We start from the raw sequence: 19414 nt of genomic DNA on the forward strand, positions 1-19414 counted from the left end.
TCCGCCGCCGGGACGGACCCGCGGGCCGGCGTCAGCGGCCGCCGCCGATCGCCGCGACGCCGGCCTGGGCGAACTTCTCGTCCAGGTCGCCGGAGGGGGCTCCCGCGACGCCGATGCCCGCGATCGGCGCGTTCCCGTGCGTCACCGGGGCGCCGCCCGCCAGGAACAGGGTGTTCGGGATGTCCTTCAGGTTCGGGGCGGACTTCAGGCGCTCGGCCAGCCGGGAGGTGGGCGCGTTCCAGGCGACCGAGGTGTAGGCCTTCCTGACCGCGGACTCGTAGGACTGCGGTCCGGCGCCGTCGCCGCGCAGGGTGACGATCGTGTTGCCGTTGCGGTCCACCACCGCGACGGTCACCCGCTGGCCCTCCTTCTCCGCGGCGTCCAGCGCGGCCCGCGCGGCGTCCACGGCGGAGTCGATCGCGAGGTGGTGGGTGGTGGTCGTGGCCTTGGACTCCGGCCCGCCGGGGGCGGCGGCCGCGGGCCCGGCGGACACCGCGCCGAGCAGGCCGGCGCCGGCCGCCGCGAGGGCGGCGGCGGAGACGGCGATCCCGGCGCGGGTGGGGGACTTCTTGACCTTGTGCCGCATGGTGGACAGCTCCTCGTCGTGTCGGGTGGTGTGCCTCCAGCATCGGCCCGCGCACCGCTCGCGGCCGTCGTCGCATCGGCTGCTCCCGGCGGGCGGTACGGCTGACGGGAGGGTCGTCCGATCGGTTGACGCTCCCCGCCCGCCCGTGGGCGATAATGGGATGTTCGCCCAGCTCAGGGTGCTTCGGCCGGATAGTCGTGGACGCTCCCGGCCGCCGCGGAGAGGAGCAGCCATGCCGCCCAGCGCCCGGCCCGACGGATCCCCGGCCGCCGCGCGCGACGCCCGCCTGCTGGAGCTCGTCGTCCACCTGGCGTTCTTCCTGCTGCTGGGCTCCGCCCTGATCCGCTACGTGCAGCGGCACGGCACCGCCCCGCAGGCGCCCGCCGTCCTCGGCCTGGCGGCGGCCCTCGCCCTGCTGTACGTCCTGGGCCCCGCCCTCGGCGGCCGCTCGGCCCTCGGCCGCGCGGAGACCGGCCCGGATGCGGGCGCGGAGGCGGTTGCGGAGATCGGCCCGGATGCGGTTGCGGTCGCGGAGACTGGCCCCGGCGCGGGCGCGGAGGCGGGTGCGGGTGCGGTTGCGAAGACCGGCTCGGATGCGGTTGCGGTCGCGGAGACTGGCCCCGGCGCGGAGGCGGGTGCGGGTGCGGAGACCGGTGGTGCGGGGGGTCTTCCCGCGGGTTCCGGCCGGGTCCGGCTCTCCGGCCCGCTCTGGCTGTGCGGGTCGGTCGCGGTCTGGATCCTGCTGGTGGGTCTGGCGCCCAGCTTCTCCTGGTGCGCGGTGCCGCTGTTCTACACCGCGCTGCGCGTCCTGCCGCCGCGCGCCGCGCACCTGCTGGTGGCGCTCCTCACCGGGTTCGTGATCTTCGCGCAGCTGCGGCTGGCCGGGCGCTTCGACCTGGACCTGGCGGTCGGCCCGACCGCCGTCGCGGTCCTGGCCGTCGCGGTCTTCACGTACATGGACCGCCAGTCCGCCCGCCAGGCCGTTCTGATCGGCGACCTGATCCGCGCCCGTCGCGAACTGGCCGCCACCGGGCGCCGCGAAGGAGCCCTCGCCGAACGCCAGCGGCTGGCCATGGAGATCCACGACACCCTCGCCCAGGGCCTGTCCAGCCAGCAGATGCTCCTCCAGGCCGCCGACCGGCTGTGGGACGCCGATCCGCGGCGCGCCCGGGAGCACGCCCGCGCCGCCGCCTCGATCGCCGAGCACGGCCTCGCCGAGGCCCGCCGCCTCGTCCAGGACCTGGCTCCCGCCGACCTCGCCGCAGGCGGCGGCCTGGAGGCGGCCCTGCGCGGGCTGGCGGCCCGCGAGACGACCGCGGAGCGCACCGTGGAATGCCGCGTCGACGGCGTACCAGGGCCGCATCCGCTGCCCGAGCGCGTGCAGTCCGCGCTGCTGCGCATCGCCCAGGGCGCCCTTGCCAACGTCCGTGAGCACTCCGGCGCCACCCGCGCAGCCCTCACCCTCACCCATCTCGACGACCAGGTCCGCCTGGACATCGCCGACAACGGCCGCGGCTTCGACGCGGCGGCCCCGCCCGAGCGCGCCGACGGGAACCGCGGCCACGGCCTGCCCGGGAGCCGCGTCAGGGCCGACCGGCTCGGCGGCACCCTCACCGTCGAGTCCGCGCCCGGCGAGGGCACCGTCGTCTCCGCGGCCGTCCCGCTCCGTCCCGCTCCCGCGGAGGTCCGCTCGCCATGACCCGCACCGATCACCAGGAAGGGCCCGTCCCCGTGCGGGTCGTGCTCTGCGACGACCACGCCGTGGTCCGCGCCGGGCTGCTGGCCCTGCTCGGCAGCGCCCCCGGCATCGAGGTGGTCGGCGAGGCGGGCGGCGGGGAGGAGGCGGTCGCGCTCGCCGCCAAGACCACGCCCGACGTCGTCCTGATGGACCTGCAGCTCGGCGGGGGCATGGACGGCGTCGAGGCCACCCGCCGGATCACCGCGGACTCCGGTGGCGCGGTCCACGTCCTGGTCCTCACCACCTACGACACCGATGCCGACATCACCCGCGCCGTCGAGGCGGGCGCCACCGGCTACCTGCTCAAGGCCGAGCGCCCCGACGGGCTGTTCGCCGCCGTCCGCGACGCCGCCGTGGGCCGCACCGTCCTGTCCGCCCCGGTCGCGCACCGCGTCATGGCCCGCATGCGCAGCCCGCGCCCCGTCCTCACCGACCGCCAGCTCGACATCCTCGGCCGGCTGGCCCAGGGCCTGTCCAACCGCGAGATCGCCAGGGCGCTCTTCCTCAGCGAGGCCACGGTCAAAACCCACCTGGGCCGTATCTACGCCAAACTCGGTGTCGAGACCCGCGCCGGCGCCGTCGCCGTCGCCAAGGAGCAGCGCCTCCTGCCATGACCGCGGGCGGGAGAAGACCAGGTCCTCCCGGGAACAGGTCCTCCCGGGGAGAGGAGGACGCCCATGCGGCTTTTCGCGGCCCTCATTCCGCCTGAAGAGGCCCTGGACGAGCTGGCCGAGGCTCTCGCTCCGGTCAGGGCGTCCTGGCCCGGCCTGCGCTGGCTGAGCCGCGGGCTGTGGCATGTGACGCTCGCCTTCTACGGGGAACTCGACGAGGAGGCCCTCCAGCGGCTGCTGCCGGGCCTGGAGCAGGCGGCCCGCGGCCACGCCCTCGACCTCTCCCTCGCCGGAGCGGGCGCCTTCCCCCGGGGCTCGGCCCGCTCACGGGTGGTGTGGGCCGGAGTCGAAGGCGAACTCCGGGCCCTGGCGGAGCTCGCCGAGGCCGCCGTCGCGGCGGGCGAGGCGGCGGGCGCCCGGCAGGACCCGCACCGTGACTACCACGCGCACCTGACCGTGGCCCGCTCCCGCGTCCCGCGCGACCTGAGCCGCCTCACCGGGCACCTGTCCGGCTTCGCGGGCGCCCCCTGGACCGCGGGAGAGCTCCACCTCGTCCGCAGCCACCACGGCACCCCGCGCTACGAGTCCCTGGAACGCCTGCCCCTGGGCCGCCCGAAGGCACCCCGGAGCGAAGGGCCCGCCCGGACGAACGCCCCTAGGTCCGAGTGATCTGACCGTCACGTCCACGGGGCACCGGCCACCCCGTGCGAACGCCCCTAGATCTCCGGCGGCGGCGCGGAGCCCGCCCCGTCCGGCGGCCCCCAGGGCAGCCCGTACTTCTCGCAGGCGCGGCGCAGCTCGGTCAGGTCGGGCGCGAACGTCACCCGGCGCAGCACCCGCCCGCCCGGACTCCACACCACCAGCCGGGGGACCCCCTCGCCGGAGTGGTCGATGCCGACGCCCCCGACGGTCTCCCGGCGCAGGCTCCAGTCGGTGCGGCCCAGCCGGGTCACCGAGGCGATGCCGTGGATCGACACCCGCAGCTGGGAGCGGTCGCGGTCGTAGAACCAGGCGCCGGCCAGACCGGCCAGCAGCCCGCCCGGCACCGACCAGGCCATCAGCGCGCCGAACCCGGCGAACAGCCAGGCCACGGTCATGGCCACCAGCAGGCAGACCGACGCGCTGACCCCGTACCCCCAGACCCGCGAGCGCGGGGTGGCGTCCAGCAGGGCGCCGGGCCCCGCCTCCGGAGCGGGCCGCGGCGCCGGGTCCTCGGCGGCGAGGGTGGAGACCGCTCCGTGGAAGGCGGCGCTCAGGTACGCCTCGTACTCGGCGTCCGTCACCGGCAGGCCGGCGCTGCGGGCCTTCTCCCGCAGCTCGGTGCGGGCGATGCGCAGCGCCTTGAGCGGTGCGGTCAGGAACTCCTCGCCGTCGTTGTCGTACACCCGCAGCCAGGCGTGCCCGTCGACGGTCAGCAGCTCGATGACGCCGATCCGGTCGGCCGGCATCTTGAGCATGACGTCCCCGGCCATGTCGGCCCAGCCCAGGCCGTCCTCGCCGACGACCAGCCGGCCGCCCGGCACCTGGGAGAAGATCTCCGGCAGCCCCTCCAGGCCGTACTCCGACGGCCGGGGCGAGGCGGGCGCCGTCGAGACCACCCGGTAGCCGTGCTCGTCGAGGGTGTGCGCGAGCTGGAACTCGTCGACGCCCCTGGCGTGCAGGTGCCGCAGCACCCGCAGCCGGTGGTCGAAGACCACGGCGGTCAGCGGCGCGTAGTCCGGTTCGCCGGTCATCACGTCGAGTTCGGGTCCGGGACCCAGCAGGATCGCGCCGATCGAGGAGGCGGGCATCCCCTGCACCTCCTCGGCGGAGATCGTCCAGTGCACCGGGGCGCTGCGGCGCAGCCTGCGCCGCACCGCCAGCAGCACGACCGACCCGGCCAGCGCCCACACGCCCGCGCCGAACCGCGCGGCCAGGGTGGGGGCGCCCTGCACCGCGGCGAGCACCACCATCAGCCAGGCCAGCACGGTCGCGGCGCCGCCCAGCAGCACCAGGCGCAGCCGCGCCGAGCGCCGGGCCGGCGAGGCGAGCACGACCGGCTCGCCCCTCGTCTCGGCCGGCTCCACCACCGCGGCCATCAGGGACGCCTCGACGTCCAGGTAGTCCTGCTCCTCGTCGGGGTCGGGCGCGAAGTCGCCGTCGACCACCCGGATGACCAGGCCGAGCCGGCGCGCGGTCACGAAGAACGCGTGCGGCTCGAAACCCATCTCCGGCAGCGTCCCCAGCTGGGTGGTGCCGAACTTGTGGTGCACGGTCAGCACCAGTTCGTCGGCGCTGATCGACAGCTCCTGGATGCGGCGCGGGGAGTAGCCCTGCAGGACCTCGCCGTCGCGGTCGAGCAGTTCGAGGCCGGACGCCGACAGCCGCCAGGACGGACCGGACCGGGCTCCGGGGACGGCCAGGGGCAGCGCCGCGCAGCTCAGGACGAGGGCGGCCCACAACCAGGGCGGGTTCAACGGGACGAGGGCGAGGGCGAGCGCGAGCAGGGCGAAGGGGGCGCCGCCCGGAGGGCGCCTGCCCTCAGCCCTCAGGCCGGAGAGCTCGTGGTCCACAGGAGGAATAGTGACACGCTCCACTCACTTTCGTCTGCGGCTGTAGGCGATGGCCGCCACCACCGCACCCACGACGACGAACAATCCAAGTCCCCGGTTAGTTCCGGAACTTTCCGTTTTGTTATCGGGCTGCTCTCGGGACGGCTCCGCATCCCGTCCGGGCGGCGGGGACGGCAGCGCCTCCTCGGGCAGCGGCACCCGCCAGACCTTGCGGTCGGCCCCCTCGGAACTGACGAGCAGGGCGCGCCCGTCCGGGGTGTAGGTGACAGCCTCGCCCTGCTCCTGCGACGGCAGGGAGATCACCCTGATCTGCTCGCCGGGGGAGCGGTAGAGCGTGGCCGAGAAGTAGCCGCGGATCACGAAGGAGCTCCCGTCCGGCGCCCAGGCGCCGTCGGTGGCGAAGGAGTGCGCGGATCCGGCCGGCCGCAGGACGTTGGTGCGGGCGGTGCTGAGCTTGCGGGGGGCCCGGTAGAGGCGCCCGCCCCCGAACGCCTTGGAGGCGACGTAGAGCCGGCCGTCCCGCGGGTCGACGAGGATCGACTCGGCGTCGCGGGCGCCGTCGGAGTAGGTGAAGCGGAAGGCGGTGGCCTTCAGCGGCCGGGAGGAGATCCGGGACGGCTCGCGCACCCGGTAGACGGTCACGTACGGCCAGGCGCCCTTGAGGTTGTCGCCGATGTCGGCGATGTAGAGGGCGGGCCGGCCCGCCTCGTCGCGGCCGAGGGCGATGCCCTCCCAGTCTCGGGCCGTGGCCCCGGAGATGGTGAAGACGGCCTTGGTGCGGCCCGTGGCGGAGTCCACCGCGAAGATCTGCGGTGCCCCGTCGGAGTCGTTGTGGGTGTAGACGATGCCGGGATGCCTCGCGGAGGCGGCCAGCCCGGAGGACTCGCTGATCGCGGGATCCTTGAGGGAGAAGGCCACCTGCGCGTCGCCGCCGCCCCCCAGGGGGAGGGCGGCGGCGAGCGTCAGCGAGATCGTCCGGCTCACTGCAGCAACGTTCCCACGATCACGGCCACGACGAGCAGGATCAGGATCGCGGGCAGCAGCCAGTTGGTCGGGCGGTACACGCTCACGAGCCTATTGCGGGGTCCGGAATGCCCGCACCGGGGTGGGCGGTGGGGAACCTCACCCGTTCAGGCGCTCGACCACGTGGTCGACGCAGGCGGTGAGCGCCTCGACGTCGGCCGGGTCGATCGCCGGGAACATGCCGACGCGCAGCTGGTTGCGGCCCAGCTTGCGGTACGGCTCGGTGTCGACGATGCCGTTGGCGCGCAGCGTCTTGGCGATCGCGGCGGCGTCGATGCCCTCGGCGAAGTCGATCGTGCCGACCACCTGGGAGCGCTGCGCCGGGTCGGCGACGAACGGAGTGGCGAACTCGGACTTCTCGGCCCAGCCGTACAGCCGGGAGGCCGAGTCGGCGGTGCGCGAGGTGGTCCAGGCCAGCCCGCCGTTCTTGTTCATCCACTCGATCTGCTCGGCGAAGAGCAGCGCGGTGGACACGGCCGGGGTGTTGTACGTCTGGTCCTTGGCGGAGTTGTCCACCACGGTCGTGAGGTTGAAGAACTCCGGGATGTAGCGGCCGGAGGAGGCGATCTCGTCGATGCGGGCGAGCGCCTTGGGCGAGACCAGGGCCACCCACAGGCCGCCGTCGGCGGCGAAGCACTTCTGCGGGGCGAAGTAGTACACGTCGGTCTCGGAGACGTCGACCGGCAGGCCGCCCGCGCCGGAGGTGGCGTCGACCATGACCAGCGAGTCGTCCTCGACGACCCGCCTGATCGGCATCGCGACGCCGGTGGAGGTCTCGTTGTGGGTGAGCGCGTAGACGTCCACGCCCTCCTCGGCGACCGGCACCGGGTGGCTGCCCGGCTCGGCGGAGACCTTGGTGGGCTCGTCCAGCCACGGGGCGCCGGCGACGACCTTGGCGAACTTGGAGGAGAACTCGCCGAAGGTCGCGTGCTGCGACTTCTGGCGCACCAGCCCGAAGGCGGCGGCGTCCCAGAAGGCGGTCGTGCCGCCGTTGCTGATCAGGACCTCGTACCCGTCCGGCAGCTGGAACAGCTCGCTCAGACCGGCCCGGACCCGCCCGAACAGCGACTTCACCGGCTTCTGCCGGTGCGAGGTGCCCAGGTAGGTGCTGCCCGAGTCGTACAGCGCCTGCAGCTGCTCGGGGCGGACCTTGGACGGACCGCAACCGAAACGGCCGTCGGCTGGCTTGATCTCTGCGGGGATGACGATGTCGCTCACGGTACGGAAGCCTACGTGACCTGCTTGGGAGAAGGCCCCTTCGGTCCGGAATTCGAGACGCCGGGGCGGTAGCGGAGCAGGGCGGGGGAGGCCAGGCCGACGAGGGCGACCAGGACGGCGCAGGCCAGGCCGCCGAAGACCCAGGAGACGCCGGCGCCGAAGGCGACGGCCATCACGCCGGCGCGCAGGTCGCCCAGGCGGGGGCCGCCGGCGACGACCACGGTGAAGACGCCCTGGATGCGGCCGCGCATCTCGTCGGGGGCGTAGGTCTGCAGGATCGTCTGGCGGAACACCGCCGACACCAGGTCGGCGGCGCCGCCGACGGCCAGCAGGGCGACCGCGGCCCACAGGGAGTGCTGGAGCCCGGCCGCCGCCACCGCCAGGCCCCACACCGCGATGGAGACGACCAGGGCCAGGCCCTGGCGCCTGACCCGGCCGATCCAGCCGGAGAACAGGCCGCCCAGCACCGCCCCGATGCCGATGGCGGCGAACAGCCAGCCGACCGCGGCGTCGCCGCCGAAGCGGGTGTCGGCCAGTTCGGGGAAGAGGGCGCGGGGCATCGCGACGCCCATCGCGATGATGTCGACGACGAACGACATGAGCAGGACCGGCTGGGTCCACAGGAAGCGCAGGCCGTCCAGGACCGAGCGCAGGCCGGGGGAGCCCTGGGCCTCCTCGCCGGTGAGCGGGGGGATGGGCGGCAGCCGGAAGGCGGCCCAGAGCATGACGGTGAACAGCACCACGTCGAGCGCGTAGGCCCAGGAGTAGTCCCAGCGGGCCAGCACCAGGCCGGCCAGCAGCGGCCCGCCGAGGGTGGCGGCCTGGCTGAAGGTGTAGCTGAGGGTGTTGGCGGCGGGGATCTCCTCGAGGCTGAACAGCCGGGGGATGATCGCGCCGCGGGTCGGCGAGGAGATCGCGAACCCGGTGGCCTGGAGCGCCACCACGACCATGATCAGCCAGAGCAGGTCGAGGTGCAGGACGGCCTGGGCGAACAGGCCGAGGGTGGCGATCCAGGTCAGCACCGAGGAGGCCAGCAGCAGCCTGCGCCGGTCCATGTGGTCGGCGATCGCGCCGCCCCACAGCCCGAAGACGATCAGCGGTACCAGGTTGACCATGCCGAGCACGCCGACCCAGAACGAGGATCCCGTCATCTCGTACACCTGCACGGGCACGGCCACGGCGGTGATCTGGAAGCCGGTGAAGGAGACCCCGTGCCCGATCCACAACCGCCGGTAGGCCGGGTTGCGCAGGGGAGCGGTGTCCAGGAGGAGGCGGTTGCTCACGGGGCCAGGCGCTCCCGCAGCCAGCGGCCTCCGGGGGACTCCTCGCGGGTGTAGCGCAGCCGGTCGTGCAGCCTGTCGGGCCTGCCCTGCCAGAACTCCACCGAGTCGGGGACCACCAGGTAGCCGCCCCAGAAGTCGGGGACAGGGACTCCGTCCGGTTCCGGCCACCGGGCGGCCAGCCGCGTGAAGCGCTCCTCCAGCACCCGCCTGCCGGGGATCACCGTGGACTGCCGGGACGTCCAGGCACCGAGCTGCGAACCGTAGGGCCGGGTGCGGAAGTAGGCGGCGTCCTCCTCCGGGGTCAGCCGTTCGGCACGGCCCATGACGATCACCTGCCGCTGCAGCGGGTGCCAGGGGAAGAGGAGGCTCGCCCAGGGGTTCTCGGCCAGGTCGGCGCCCTTGCGGGAGGTGTGGTTGGTGAAGAACCGGAAGCCGCCCTCCCCGAACCCCTTGAGCAGGACGGTGCGGTTGCGCGGCCTGCCCTCGGCCGAGGCGGTGGCCAGCACCATGGCGTTGGGGTCGGGCAGTCCCGCGTCCACGGCGTCGGCGAACCAGTCGGCGAAGAGGGAGAACGGATCGGCGGGCGCCGTTTCTTCGGTGAGGACCCCCCGGTCGTATGAGATTCTCAAGCCTGAAGGGTCGGCGGGAAGGCGTTGCACAGTCCACAAGCCTCCCACCAGCCCCTGGAACGGGGGACGCCCCCCTGGGATACTGGCGGGTAGCAGAACGAGAGGCGGGCCGCATGTCCGAGTTCAAGCCGGGTCTCGAAGGAGTCGTCGCCTTCGAGACCGAGATCGCCGAGCCCGACAAGGAGGGCGGCGCCCTGCGCTACCGGGGCGTGGACATCGAGGACCTGGTGGGGAAGGTCTCCTTCGACCGGGTCTGGGGCCTGCTGGTGGACGACGCGTTCGACCCCGGCCTGGCCCCCGCCGAGCCCCACCTGCTGCCCGTGCGCTCCGGTGACGTCCGGGTGGACGTGCAGGCCTCGCTGCCGACCCTGGCCACCGTCCACGGCATGCGCCCGCTGCTGGACATCTCCGACGCCGAGGCCCGCGCCGACCTCGCCCGCGTCTCGGCGCAGGCATTGTCCTTCGCCGCGCAGAGCGCCCGCGGCCTGGGCGTGCCGGCCGTGCCGCAGTCGCGGGTCGACGAGGGGCGGACGGTCACCGAGCGGTTCATGATCCGCTGGCGCGGCGAGCCCGACCCCCGGCACGTCCAGGCGATCGACGCCTACTGGGTCTCGGCGGCCGAGCACGGCATGAACGCCTCCACCTTCACCGGCCGGGTGATCGCCTCCACCGGCGCCGACGTGGCCGCCGCGGTCTCCGGCGCGATCGGCGCGATGTCCGGACCGCTGCACGGCGGCGCCCCGGCCCGCGTCCTGCCGATGATCGAGCGGGTCGAGCGGCTCGGCGACGCGCGCAAGGTCGTCGCCGACATCCTCGACGGCGGCGAGCGGCTCATGGGTTTCGGTCACCGGGTCTACCGGGCCGAGGACCCGCGCGCCCGGGTGCTGCGCCGCACCGCCAGGCAGTTGGGGGCCACCCGGTACGAGGCGGCCAAGGCGCTGGAGGACGCCGCCCTGAGCGAGCTGCGCGAGCGCCGCCCGGACCGCCCGATCGAGACCAACGTCGAGTTCTGGGCGGCGGTCGTCCTGGACTTCGCCGAGGTGCCGACCGCGATGATGCCCGCGATGTTCACCTGCGGGCGCACCGCGGGCTGGGCGGCGCATATCCTGGAGCAGAAGCGCACCGGACGCCTGGTGCGCCCCAGCGCCCGCTACACCGGCCCGGGCTCGCGGCCCCTCTCGGACGTGGCGGGACACGAAAGCCTGTAACGAAAGTCACAAGGGCCGCCCCGAAGGGCGGCCTTTTGTAGTTGAGTGGAATATGGAGCATCCGCAAAACGCTTGACCGAGCACCGGTATCCGGGCATCTGGAAGGCGGCCGAAGACGTAAACTCTGAGGCAGAGACTGGAGGAACCTTGACCTCACACGGCCTGATCGACACCACGGAGATGTATCTCCGCACGGTGTTCGAGCTTGAGGAGGAGGGGATCGTTCCGCTGCGCGCGCGCATCGCCGAACGGCTCTCCCAGAGCGGGCCGACTGTCAGTCAGACGGTCGCCCGGATGGAACGCGACGGCCTGCTGCGGGTCGAGGGGGACCGCCACCTGGCGCTGACCAGATCCGGCCGCGATCTGGCGGTGCGGGTGATGCGCAAGCACCGCCTCGCCGAGTGCCTGCTCGTGAACGTCATCGGCCTGCCGTGGGAGGAAGTGCACTCCGAGGCCTGCCGGTGGGAGCACGTGATGTCCGAGTCGGTGGAGCGGCGGCTGCTGGTGCTGCTGGACAACCCCACCGCCTGCCCGCACGGCAACCCGATCCCCGGTCTGGAGGAGCTCGGCGGCCAGAGCGCCGGCGCGGCGGAGCTCGCGGACGAGAACATGACGACGGCCGCCACCCGGGACGGCCAGTCCGCGGTGATCCGGCGGATCAGCGAGCAGATCCAGAACGATCAAGACCTTATGCTGAAGCTCAAGCAGGTCGGGATTCAGCCCGGACGTGAGGTCACGCTCGCGGTCGGCGACGATGGTGTGCGAGTGACCAGTGACGACTCCGGGGACGGTCCTGAGACAGAGCTTCCGCGCCGTATCGCAGAGCATGTCTTCGTGGCGAAGATCTGAGATCTTGGCCGACGATCTCCACGCTTTCCCGCCCACGCGCGCGGCGTTCGTCGTTGAATGGGCGCCGGAGGTGAGGGGATGAGGCACTGGGGCGAATCCCCCTTCGAGCCCGAACTGGCCGCAGAGGCGGTGCTGGGCCAGATGGAGATGGCGGTCATCGTCTGCGACCGCTTCAGCAACATCATCCATATCAACGCTTTCGCCAAGAAGCTGTTCGGCTTCGAGGGGAGCGAGTACATCGGCCAGAGCGTGCTGTCGCTGGGCATCGCCGAGGAGGACCACGAGCAGGCCACCGAGCTGGCCCGGCACGTGCTGAAGGGCGGTGTCTGGGAGGGCACCTTCTGCAACCTGCGCGCCGACGGCAGCACCATCTACACCCGCGCGCAGGCGGTGCCGCTGCGCCACCCGTCGGGAGCCATCGACGGGGTGGCGATCCTGGCCAGGGAGGCGCTGCGCAGCAACCAGCGCGACCAGGACAGGTACGGGCTGCTGGACCGCATCGGCACCCGGCTGGCCGGCTCGCTGGAGCTGGAGGTCACGCTGCGGGCGGTGGCCGACACCCTGATCCCGCAGTTCGCCGACCACGTCTTCATCGACCTGGCCGCCTCGGACAAGCTCGTGCGCCGCGTCTCGCGGCACACCGGCGACTGGACGCCGCCGCCCGGCACCTGGGCCGAGGTCGGCGAGCAGGTCGTCCACCCGCCCGACCACCACGCGGCCAAGGCGATGAGCCGCCGCGACGCGGTGCTGGTCGACCTGACCACCGGGCTCGACGGCGAGCTGGGCCTCACCTCGATGATCTCCGCCCCGCTGGTGGCGCGCGGCCAGGTGCTGGGCGTGATGAGCCTCGGGCTGTCGCACCTGGGCCGCCGGGCCGACCCGCACTACGACGGCTTCGACCGCGACCTCGTCGGCGCGATCGCCGGCCGGGTGGCGCTGTCCATCGACAACGCCATGCTCTTCGAGGAGGAGCGCCAGACGGCCCTGGCCTTCCAGCGACACCTGCTGCCGGGCGAGCGCCCGCCCCGGCTCGACGGGCTGCAGATCGCCTGGCGCTACGAGCCGGCCAGGCCGCTGGAGTCCCACGGCCACGGCATCCAGACCCAGGTCGGCGGCGACTGGTACGACGTGATCCCGCTGTCGGCGGGCCGGGTCGGCATCGTCATCGGCGACGTGGAGGGCCGCGGCGCCCGTGCCGCGGCGGTGATGGGCCAGCTGCGCGCCGCGCTGCGCGCCTTCGCCCAGGACGACAAGTCGCCCGCCGACATCATGCGCAAGCTGGACGAGTGGGTGCGCACGATGAGCCCGGCCGACGCGCCCCGCCCGTCCCTGGTCTCCTGCACCTACTTCGTCTACGACGCCTGGTCGCGGGAGCTGACGTTCTCCAACGCCGGGCACAGCCCGCCGCTGACGGTGGTCGACGGCAGGGTGGGCGAGCTGGACTTCCACTCCGCCGCCGGGGCGATGCTCGGCGTGCGCTCGCCCGGCCTGGGCGGCGACATCATCTACAACGAGGAGACGGTCACGCTGCCCCCCGGCAGCACCCTGGTGCTCTACACCGACGGCCTGGTGGAGCGCCGCCCCCGCGAGGACGGCACCTACTACAGCGGCGAGCAGGCGCGCTCCCTGATCCAGGAGTCCCTCGCCCGGGTCGCCCGCGGCGGCGTGGAGGCGGTCGCCAACACCGTGTTCTCCGCGGTGCCCGGCGACATCGACGACGACGTGGCGCTGGTGGTGATGCGCACCGCCCCCGAGGAGCTGCCGGTCGAGGAGCGCACCTTCCCCAGCGAGCCGATCATGGTGTCGGAGGCGCGCAGGCTGGCGGCCGAGACCTTCGCCGCCTGGGGGCTGCACGAGGACGAGGCCGAGATGGCCTGCCTGCTGGTCTCCGAGATCGTCACCAACGTGGTGCTGCACGCCACCAACGTCCCGGCGCAGAAGCGCGCGCTGGTGGGGGCGCCGGAGCTGTCGTTCGACGAGGACGACTGGGACCTGAGCAGCGTCGGCCTGGGGCTGGGCCGTCCGGAGCCGGTCAAGCAGGAGTTCCGGCTGCGGTTGCGCAAGGGCGCGGGCGCGTTGTGGGTGGAGGTCTTCGACCCGGACCTGCGGCTGCCGCGCATCCGCAACGCGGGCGAGACCGACGAGGGCGGCCGCGGCCTCTACCTGGTCGACCAGATCGCGGCCCGCTGGGGTTCGCGCCCCACCCCCGACGGCAAGGCCGTCTGGTTCGAGCTGCCCCTCGCCTGAGGGCCGCGGGCCGCCGGGTCAGGCGGGCGCGGCGCGGACGGGTTCGGCGGCCAGGTGGGCCCAGGTCTGGGTGAACCACAGCTCGCCGCCGATGATGCGGGGCTTGGCGCCGGTCTTCGGGCCGCCGTCGACCTCGGCGAGCAGCACGTCGCGCAGCCGTTCGGCGATCCGCGGGTCGCGGGCGGCGGCCAGCCACGGCTCGGCCGGGCGCTCGACGGTGAGCAGGTCGAGCCGGCGGATGCGGGCGCCCGCGGACTCCACCATCGCGATGAGGTCGCCGATCGGCGGGGTGGCGCGGAAACTGGGGTCGCGCACCCGCTCCAGCGCGTCCCGGTGGTCGCTGGAGCAGTTGGTGCGGGCCAGTTCGGCCAGGACGATCCGGCCCGAGGGGCGGCAGACCCGCAGCATCTCGCGCAGCGAGGCGGCAGGATCGGCCATGCGCAGCAGGGTGAAGCGCGTGGTGACCAGGGAGAAGGCCGCGTCCCCGTAGGGCAGCTCGACCGGTTCGACGCCGTTCCCCTGGCCGAGGTCGACGGAGGTGAGCGCGCCGACCCGCGGGGTGAGCGCGGAGGCCAGCGGGCTGGCCCCGTAGCACAGGTCCAGCGCCTCGTCCCCCGGGCGCGGCTCGGCGAAGTCGGCGAGCCGGGTGAGGAAGGTGGAGAGAGTGCCCACGGCGCTCGTCACGGCACTACCTCCCCTCGCAGTGGACAACCAAATGAGACGGCGGGAAGCGCCGGATGGTTCATCCCCGGAGCGGTCAATTCAGCGTCTGCCCCCACAACGCGAGCACCACGAGCACGAAGACGATGACGACCGCGCTGGTCGTGGGCGCGGGGAACCGGAGCCGTACGGCCGCCCAGCGGACGCAGAAGGCGGCGAGGAGCGCGAGCAGTACGAGCGTGACGATCCCGTCCATGGGGCTCACCCTAAACCGTTCTTGGCGCGGTGTTTGGATTCCGCCGCCCCCGGTCTCGGGTAGGCGTTCCGGGGAGGGTGCGGATGGGTCGGGAGGGCGGCGCGCAAAGCCGGGGGATCGGCCTGATCCTGACGGCGCTGCTGCTGGGGATGCTGCTGGGCGCCCTGGACCAGACGATCGTCTCGACGGCGCTGCCGACCATCGTGAGCGAGTTCGGCGGCCTGAACCACCTGTCGTGGGTGGTCACCGCCTACATGCTGGCGAGCACCGCCTCGACGCCGCTGTGGGGCAAGCTCGGCGACCAGTACGGGCGCAAGCCCCTGTACGTCACCGCGATCGTCGTCTTCCTGGTCGGCTCGGCGCTGTGCGGGCTGGCGTGGGACATGCTCTCGCTGATCGGCTTTCGCGCGCTGCAGGGGCTGGGCGGCGGCGGGCTGATGGCGCTGGGCATGGGGATCATCGCCGACGTGGTCTCGCCCCGCGAGCGGGGTCGCTACCAGGGCTACTTCGGCGGGGTCTTCGGGGTGGCGAGCGTGACGGGCCCGCTGCTGGGCGGGTTCTTCGTCGACACGCTGAGCTGGCGCTGGGTCTTCTACGTCAACCTGCCGATCGGCGCGGTCGCGCTGGCGGTGATCGTGACGGTGCTGCAGGGCAAGGGGGAGCAGACCCGGCACCGGATCGACTACGCCGGCACCTTCGCCCTGGGCGGGGCCGCGGTGTGCCTGGTGCTGGGCACCACGTGGGGCGGCACCGAGTACTCCTGGGGCTCGCCGGTGGTGCTCGGCCTGTTCGCCGGCGCCGTGCTGCTGCTGGGCGGCTGGTGGCTGGCGGAGCGGCGGGCGGCCGAGCCGGTGCTGCCGCTGCACCTGTTCGGCAATCCCGTCTTCTCCATCTGCGGCCTGATCGCGTTCGTCATCGGTTTCGCCATGTTCGGCGCGCTCACCTACCTGGCCGTCTACTTCCAGGTGGTGGAGGGCGTCTCCCCGACGCTGTCGGGGCTGAGCCTGCTGCCGATGACGGCGGGGACGCTGACCATGTCGATCCTCTCGGGCCACCTGATCACCCGGACCGGCAGGTACAAGGTCTGGCCGGTCCTGGGCACCGGGATCACCACGCTGGCGCTGGCCCTGTGCTCCCGGCTCGACGTGGGCACCGGCGTCCTGGAGCGGAGCGCGTACCTGGTGCTGCTGGGCGCCGGCCTCGGCTGCGTCATGCAGGTCCTGATCATCGCGGTGCAGAACACCAGCCCGTACCGCGACCTGGGCGCGGCGACCTCGGGCAACACCTTCTTCCGGTCCATCGGCGGCTCGTTCGGGGTCGCGGCCTTCGGCGCGATCTTCAGCAACCACCTGGCCTCCGGCATGGCGGACCTCCTGCGGGAGGGGCGGCTGCCGCCGGGGACGGACGCGGCGGGCCTGCAGGAGAACTCGGCGCTCATCAGGCGGCTGCCGCCGGAGGCCGCGGACGCGGTGCTCGGGTCCTACGCCCAGGCGATCCAGACCGTCTTCGTCTACGCGACGCCGGTGGCGGCCGTCGCGTTCGTCGCCAGCTGGTTCCTGCGCGAGGTGCCGCTGCGGACGGCGACCAGGGACGCGGCGATGGGCGAGTCGATGGGGGCGCCGACGGCGCGCACGTCCAAGGCCGAGCTGGAGCTGGCGCTGGCGCGGCTGCTGTACCACGACCGGGACGCCCGCGCGCTCTACGGCCGCCTGGCCGCCCATGCGGGAGCGGACCTGCCGGCGGGGAGCGTGTGGGCGCTGTGCCGGATCGCGTCCGAGGGTCCGGACGGCTCGATCGGCGCCGCCGAGCTGGCCGCGCGCGCCCGCACCACGCGGGAGCGGGGCAGGCCCTACATCGACGAGCTGGTCTCCCGGGGGCTGGTCGTGCGCGAGGGAGCGGGGGGCGCGCGGCTGGCGGTCACCGCCGCGGGGCGCGACCTGGCCGAGCGGATCTTCCTGGTCCGCCGCCTGGCGCTGGACCGCATGGTGGAGGACTGGCAGCCGGAGCTGCATCCGGAACTGGCGGGGCTGCTGGAGCGCATCTGCCGGGAGTCGCTGGGCGCCGACGCCGATTCCCGCGTCTTCGCGGGGTGAGTGTTCACGGTCACTCTTGGGTTGTCGCATACTGGCGGGTAAGCTCATACTGACCGAACCCCATTCGGTTTAATGGGACGGAACCCACACCTAGATTCTTTGGAGGCGTTGTGGCCGAGGCGTACATCGTCGGCGCGGTCCGTACCCCCGTCGGCACCAAGAAGGGCGCGCTGGCCGGAGTCCACTCCGCCGACCTCGGCGCGCACGTCCTGAAGGCCCTCATCGAGCGCACCGGCATCGACCCGGCCGCCGTCGAGGACGTGATCATGGGCTGTGTGTCCCAGGCCGGCATGCAGGCCCTGGACGTCGCCCGCACCGCGTGGCTGTCCGCGGGCCTGCCCGAGAGCGTCCCCGGCGTCACCATCGACCGCCAGTGCGGCTCCTCGCAGCAGGCGATCCACTTCGCCGCGCAGGGCGTCCTGTCGGGCACCCAGGACCTCGTCGTCGCGGGCGGCATCGAGAACATGGCCGCCGTGCCGATGGGCTCCAACGTGCCGTTCGGGCCCGAGGGCGTCAAGGCCGGCATGCCCTACGGCGACGGCTGGGCCGCGCGCTACGGCATGCAGGAGATCTCCCAGTTCCGCGGCGCCGAGCTCATGGCCGAGAAGTGGGACCTGAGCCGCGAGGACCTGGAGCGGTTCGCGCTGGAGTCCAACGTCCGCGCCGGCAAGGCCATCGCGGCCGGCTACTTCGACCGCGAGATCGCCCCGCTGAACGGCGCCGAGCGCGACGAGTGCGCCCGCCCGGACACCACCATGGAGAAGATGGCGGGCCTCAAGCCGCTGCGCGAGGGCGGCCGGATCACCGCGGCGGTCTCCTCCCAGATCGCGGTCGGCTCGTCCGCGCTGCTCATCGCCTCCGAGGAGGCCGTGCGCACGCACAACCTGACCCCGCGCGCCCGCATCCACACCCTGGCGCTGGCCGGCTCCGACCCGGTCTACATGCTGACCGGTCCGATCCCGGCCACCGAGAAGGCCCTCAAGAAGTCCGGCCTGAAGATGGACGACATCGACGTCACCGAGATCAACGAGGCGTTCGCCCCGGTCGTCCTCGGCTGGCAGAAGGACCTCGGCGCCGACCCGGCCAAGGTCAACCCCAACGGCGGCGCCATCGCCCTGGGCCACCCGCTGGGCGCGACCGGCGGCATCCTCATGGCCAAGCTGCTGCACGAGCTGGAGCGCACCGGCGGCCGCTACGGCCTGCAGACGATGTGCGAGGGCGGCGGCCAGGCCAACGCCACCATCATCGAGCGCCTCTGACACGACTGACGGCCTCCCGGTCTGCGGGAAAAGTGCTTTCGGGGCCGGAACGGGCCGCGGCGGAACACGCCGCGGCCCGTTCCGTCTCCCCGAGAGCTGGATGAAGCATGCCCCTGGCTTCACCCGGAGCTGGAAGACCCGCGGCTAGGGTCGTGCGCATGCCGACGACCGACGACGTCCAGCAGCCGGAACACTCCCTCCACGACGCCGTGGAGGCGGAGGAGGCGCCCGCTCCGCCGGAGGCCGCGGCGCACCGGCCGGCCGGCCGCCCCAAGAAGCGGCTCCCCATTCCTCCCCTGATGGGGGCGCCGGGCGAACCTTCCGTTTAGCAACTTGTCGAAACGGCTTGACCTGACTTCCCGCGCAGTGTTCGCTTTCCGTGATGGACGGTACACGCAGACCGACGCTGATCGCCTCAGTGCAACGTGCGCTGCACCTGATGGAGACGGTGGTGGCGCATCCCTCGGGCGCGCCGGCCAAGCAGCTCGCCCGGCTGGCCGGGCTGCCCCTGGCCACCACGTACCACCTGCTGCGCACCCTGGCGTACGAGGGTTACGTCACCAAGCTGCCCGACGGCGGCTGGGTGCTGGGCGAGCGGCTCGAGGGCCTGTACGCCCAGGGCCGCACCCAGATGACGCTGGCCCGGGTGCGCCCGGTCCTGGCCGCGCTGCGCGACGAGCTGGGCGTGGCCGTCTACTTCGCGGTGCACCAGGAGGGCGAGATCCGGCTGGTCGACGTGGTCGACGGGCCGCGCGAGCGCCGGGTGGACCTGTACGTCGGCTTCGACGAGGCGGCGCACGCCACCGCCATCGGCAAGTGCCTCCTGGGCCAGCTCGACGAGCCCGCGCGGGGCGAGTACCTGACCCGCCACCCGCTGCTCGACCTCACCCCGCACACCATCACCGACCGCAGGGCGCTGGCCAGGGGCCTGGCCGGGCGGGACGGGTTCTTCTACGACCGCGAGGAGTACACGCTCGGCACGGTCTGCGTGGCGGTCCCCGTGGCGGACGCCGGCGGCCTGACCGGCGCGCTGGCCGTCTCCTGCCGGGCCGAGCGGCTGCCCCGCCTCCAGGGCGCCGGGACCCGGCTGCACGAGACCGCGGCCCGCCTGGCCAGGCTGGCCGCCCTGAGCTGAAATACCGGACTCCCGACGGTGCGTGGTACCAGCCGGTAAACTCCCCGTGATCCCGGAACCGAGCACG

18 protein-coding genes are annotated in these 19414 nt (G+C 73.3%); 10 read left to right on the forward strand and 8 right to left on the reverse strand.

Going from position 1 to position 19414, the window contains the following annotated elements:
- Positions 1 to 31: 31 nt before the first annotated feature.
- Positions 32 to 586 (reverse strand): GlcG/HbpS family heme-binding protein, encoded by a 555-nt coding sequence (locus C2865_RS32565; RefSeq protein WP_106402468.1) that lies wholly within the window; start codon positions 584 to 586, stop codon positions 32 to 34.
- Positions 587 to 818: 232 nt separating this feature from the next.
- On the opposite strand from C2865_RS32565, the gene C2865_RS32570 reads away from it, so the two are divergent.
- The 3 genes from C2865_RS32570 to thpR all read left to right on the forward strand — a co-directional run bounded on the left by C2865_RS32570 (position 819) and on the right by thpR (position 3604).
- Positions 819 to 2285: a sensor histidine kinase gene (locus C2865_RS32570; protein ID WP_106402469.1), complete on the forward strand. Its 1467-nt coding sequence runs from the start codon at positions 819 to 821 to the stop codon at positions 2283 to 2285.
- The gene (locus tag C2865_RS32575; RefSeq protein ID WP_106402470.1) at positions 2282 to 2938 is read left to right on the forward strand and encodes a response regulator; all 657 of its coding nucleotides are present in this window, start codon (positions 2282 to 2284) and stop codon (positions 2936 to 2938) included. Before C2865_RS32570 ends, C2865_RS32575 begins: the two co-directional genes overlap by 4 nt.
- Positions 2939 to 3001: 63 nt before the next feature.
- Entirely contained in the window at positions 3002 to 3604 is a 603-nt protein-coding gene (thpR, locus tag C2865_RS32580) for an RNA 2',3'-cyclic phosphodiesterase (protein ID WP_106402471.1), read from the forward strand.
- Between the two features lie 47 nt (positions 3605 to 3651).
- On the opposite strand, the gene C2865_RS32585 is transcribed toward thpR, so the two are convergent.
- The 5 genes from C2865_RS32585 to pdxH form a co-directional block, all read right to left on the reverse strand.
- Positions 3652 to 5487, reverse strand: coding sequence for a hypothetical protein (locus C2865_RS32585; protein WP_106402472.1), 1836 nt, complete (start codon positions 5485 to 5487; stop codon positions 3652 to 3654).
- A gap of 24 nt (positions 5488 to 5511) precedes the next feature.
- Entirely contained in the window at positions 5512 to 6471 is a 960-nt protein-coding gene (locus C2865_RS32590; RefSeq protein ID WP_232835922.1) for a hypothetical protein, read from the reverse strand.
- A gap of 138 nt (positions 6472 to 6609) precedes the next feature.
- Positions 6610 to 7728: a phosphoserine transaminase gene (serC, locus tag C2865_RS32595; protein WP_106402474.1), complete on the reverse strand. Its 1119-nt coding sequence runs from the start codon at positions 7726 to 7728 to the stop codon at positions 6610 to 6612.
- A gap of 11 nt (positions 7729 to 7739) precedes the next feature.
- Positions 7740 to 9011: an MFS transporter gene (locus tag C2865_RS32600; protein WP_232835923.1), complete on the reverse strand. Its 1272-nt coding sequence runs from the start codon at positions 9009 to 9011 to the stop codon at positions 7740 to 7742.
- Entirely contained in the window at positions 9008 to 9634 is a 627-nt protein-coding gene (gene pdxH / locus C2865_RS32605; protein ID WP_232835929.1) for a pyridoxamine 5'-phosphate oxidase, read from the reverse strand. Before pdxH ends, C2865_RS32600 begins: the two co-directional genes overlap by 4 nt.
- Positions 9635 to 9753: 119 nt before the next feature.
- Between pdxH and C2865_RS32610 the strand changes: the two genes are divergently transcribed.
- From C2865_RS32610 to C2865_RS32620, 3 genes are all read left to right on the forward strand, one after another.
- Positions 9754 to 10848, forward strand: coding sequence for a citrate synthase 2 (locus C2865_RS32610; protein ID WP_106402476.1), 1095 nt, complete (start codon positions 9754 to 9756; stop codon positions 10846 to 10848).
- A gap of 147 nt (positions 10849 to 10995) precedes the next feature.
- The gene (locus tag C2865_RS32615; RefSeq protein ID WP_106402477.1) at positions 10996 to 11697 is read left to right on the forward strand and encodes an iron-dependent transcriptional repressor DtxR; all 702 of its coding nucleotides are present in this window, start codon (positions 10996 to 10998) and stop codon (positions 11695 to 11697) included.
- A gap of 78 nt (positions 11698 to 11775) precedes the next feature.
- Positions 11776 to 13944 (forward strand): SpoIIE family protein phosphatase, encoded by a 2169-nt coding sequence (locus C2865_RS32620; RefSeq protein WP_106402478.1) that lies wholly within the window; start codon positions 11776 to 11778, stop codon positions 13942 to 13944.
- An 18-nt stretch (positions 13945 to 13962) separates the two neighbouring features.
- Here the strand turns inward: C2865_RS32620 and C2865_RS32625 are convergent, their stop codons facing one another.
- A complete protein-coding gene (locus C2865_RS32625; protein ID WP_106402479.1) occupies positions 13963 to 14628 on the reverse strand; it encodes a class I SAM-dependent methyltransferase in 666 nt (221 codons plus the stop codon).
- 73 nt (positions 14629 to 14701) lie between these two features.
- Entirely contained in the window at positions 14702 to 14860 is a 159-nt protein-coding gene (locus C2865_RS40325; protein ID WP_198653757.1) for a hypothetical protein, read from the reverse strand.
- Positions 14861 to 14943: 83 nt separating this feature from the next.
- Between C2865_RS40325 and C2865_RS32630 the strand changes: the two genes are divergently transcribed.
- From C2865_RS32630 to C2865_RS32640, 4 genes are all read left to right on the forward strand, one after another.
- Positions 14944 to 16953 (forward strand): MFS transporter, encoded by a 2010-nt coding sequence (locus C2865_RS32630; protein ID WP_106402480.1) that lies wholly within the window; start codon positions 14944 to 14946, stop codon positions 16951 to 16953.
- Between the two features lie 110 nt (positions 16954 to 17063).
- A complete protein-coding gene (locus C2865_RS32635; protein ID WP_106402481.1) occupies positions 17064 to 18212 on the forward strand; it encodes an acetyl-CoA C-acetyltransferase in 1149 nt (382 codons plus the stop codon).
- Between the two features lie 158 nt (positions 18213 to 18370).
- Entirely contained in the window at positions 18371 to 18541 is a 171-nt protein-coding gene (locus C2865_RS39670; protein ID WP_157963994.1) for a hypothetical protein, read from the forward strand.
- 53 nt (positions 18542 to 18594) lie between these two features.
- The gene (locus tag C2865_RS32640; RefSeq protein ID WP_106402482.1) at positions 18595 to 19347 is read left to right on the forward strand and encodes an IclR family transcriptional regulator; all 753 of its coding nucleotides are present in this window, start codon (positions 18595 to 18597) and stop codon (positions 19345 to 19347) included.
- Positions 19348 to 19414 lie beyond the last annotated feature (67 nt).

The sequence above is a fragment of the Actinocorallia populi genome (genome assembly GCF_002995495.1).
GTDB classification, from domain to species: Bacteria; Actinomycetota; Actinomycetes; order Streptosporangiales; family Streptosporangiaceae; genus Actinocorallia; species Actinocorallia populi.

Excerpts from the sequence above, each read along its gene's own strand:
- C2865_RS32565 (WP_106402468.1), bottom strand. The coding sequence starts at position 586 with ATGCGGCACAAGGTCAAGAAGTCCCCCACCCGCGCCGGGATCGCCGTC.
- C2865_RS32570 (WP_106402469.1), top strand. The coding sequence starts at position 819 with ATGCCGCCCAGCGCCCGGCCCGACGGATCCCCGGCCGCCGCGCGCGAC.
- C2865_RS32575 (WP_106402470.1), top strand. The coding sequence starts at position 2,282 with ATGACCCGCACCGATCACCAGGAAGGGCCCGTCCCCGTGCGGGTCGTG.
- thpR (WP_106402471.1), top strand. The coding sequence starts at position 3,002 with ATGCGGCTTTTCGCGGCCCTCATTCCGCCTGAAGAGGCCCTGGACGAG.
- C2865_RS32610 (WP_106402476.1), top strand. The coding sequence starts at position 9,754 with ATGTCCGAGTTCAAGCCGGGTCTCGAAGGAGTCGTCGCCTTCGAGACC.
- C2865_RS32620 (WP_106402478.1), top strand. The coding sequence starts at position 11,776 with ATGAGGCACTGGGGCGAATCCCCCTTCGAGCCCGAACTGGCCGCAGAG.
- C2865_RS40325 (WP_198653757.1), bottom strand. The coding sequence starts at position 14,860 with ATGGACGGGATCGTCACGCTCGTACTGCTCGCGCTCCTCGCCGCCTTC.
- C2865_RS32630 (WP_106402480.1), top strand. The coding sequence starts at position 14,944 with ATGGGTCGGGAGGGCGGCGCGCAAAGCCGGGGGATCGGCCTGATCCTG.
- C2865_RS39670 (WP_157963994.1), top strand. The coding sequence starts at position 18,371 with ATGCCGACGACCGACGACGTCCAGCAGCCGGAACACTCCCTCCACGAC.
- C2865_RS32640 (WP_106402482.1), top strand. The coding sequence starts at position 18,595 with ATGGACGGTACACGCAGACCGACGCTGATCGCCTCAGTGCAACGTGCG.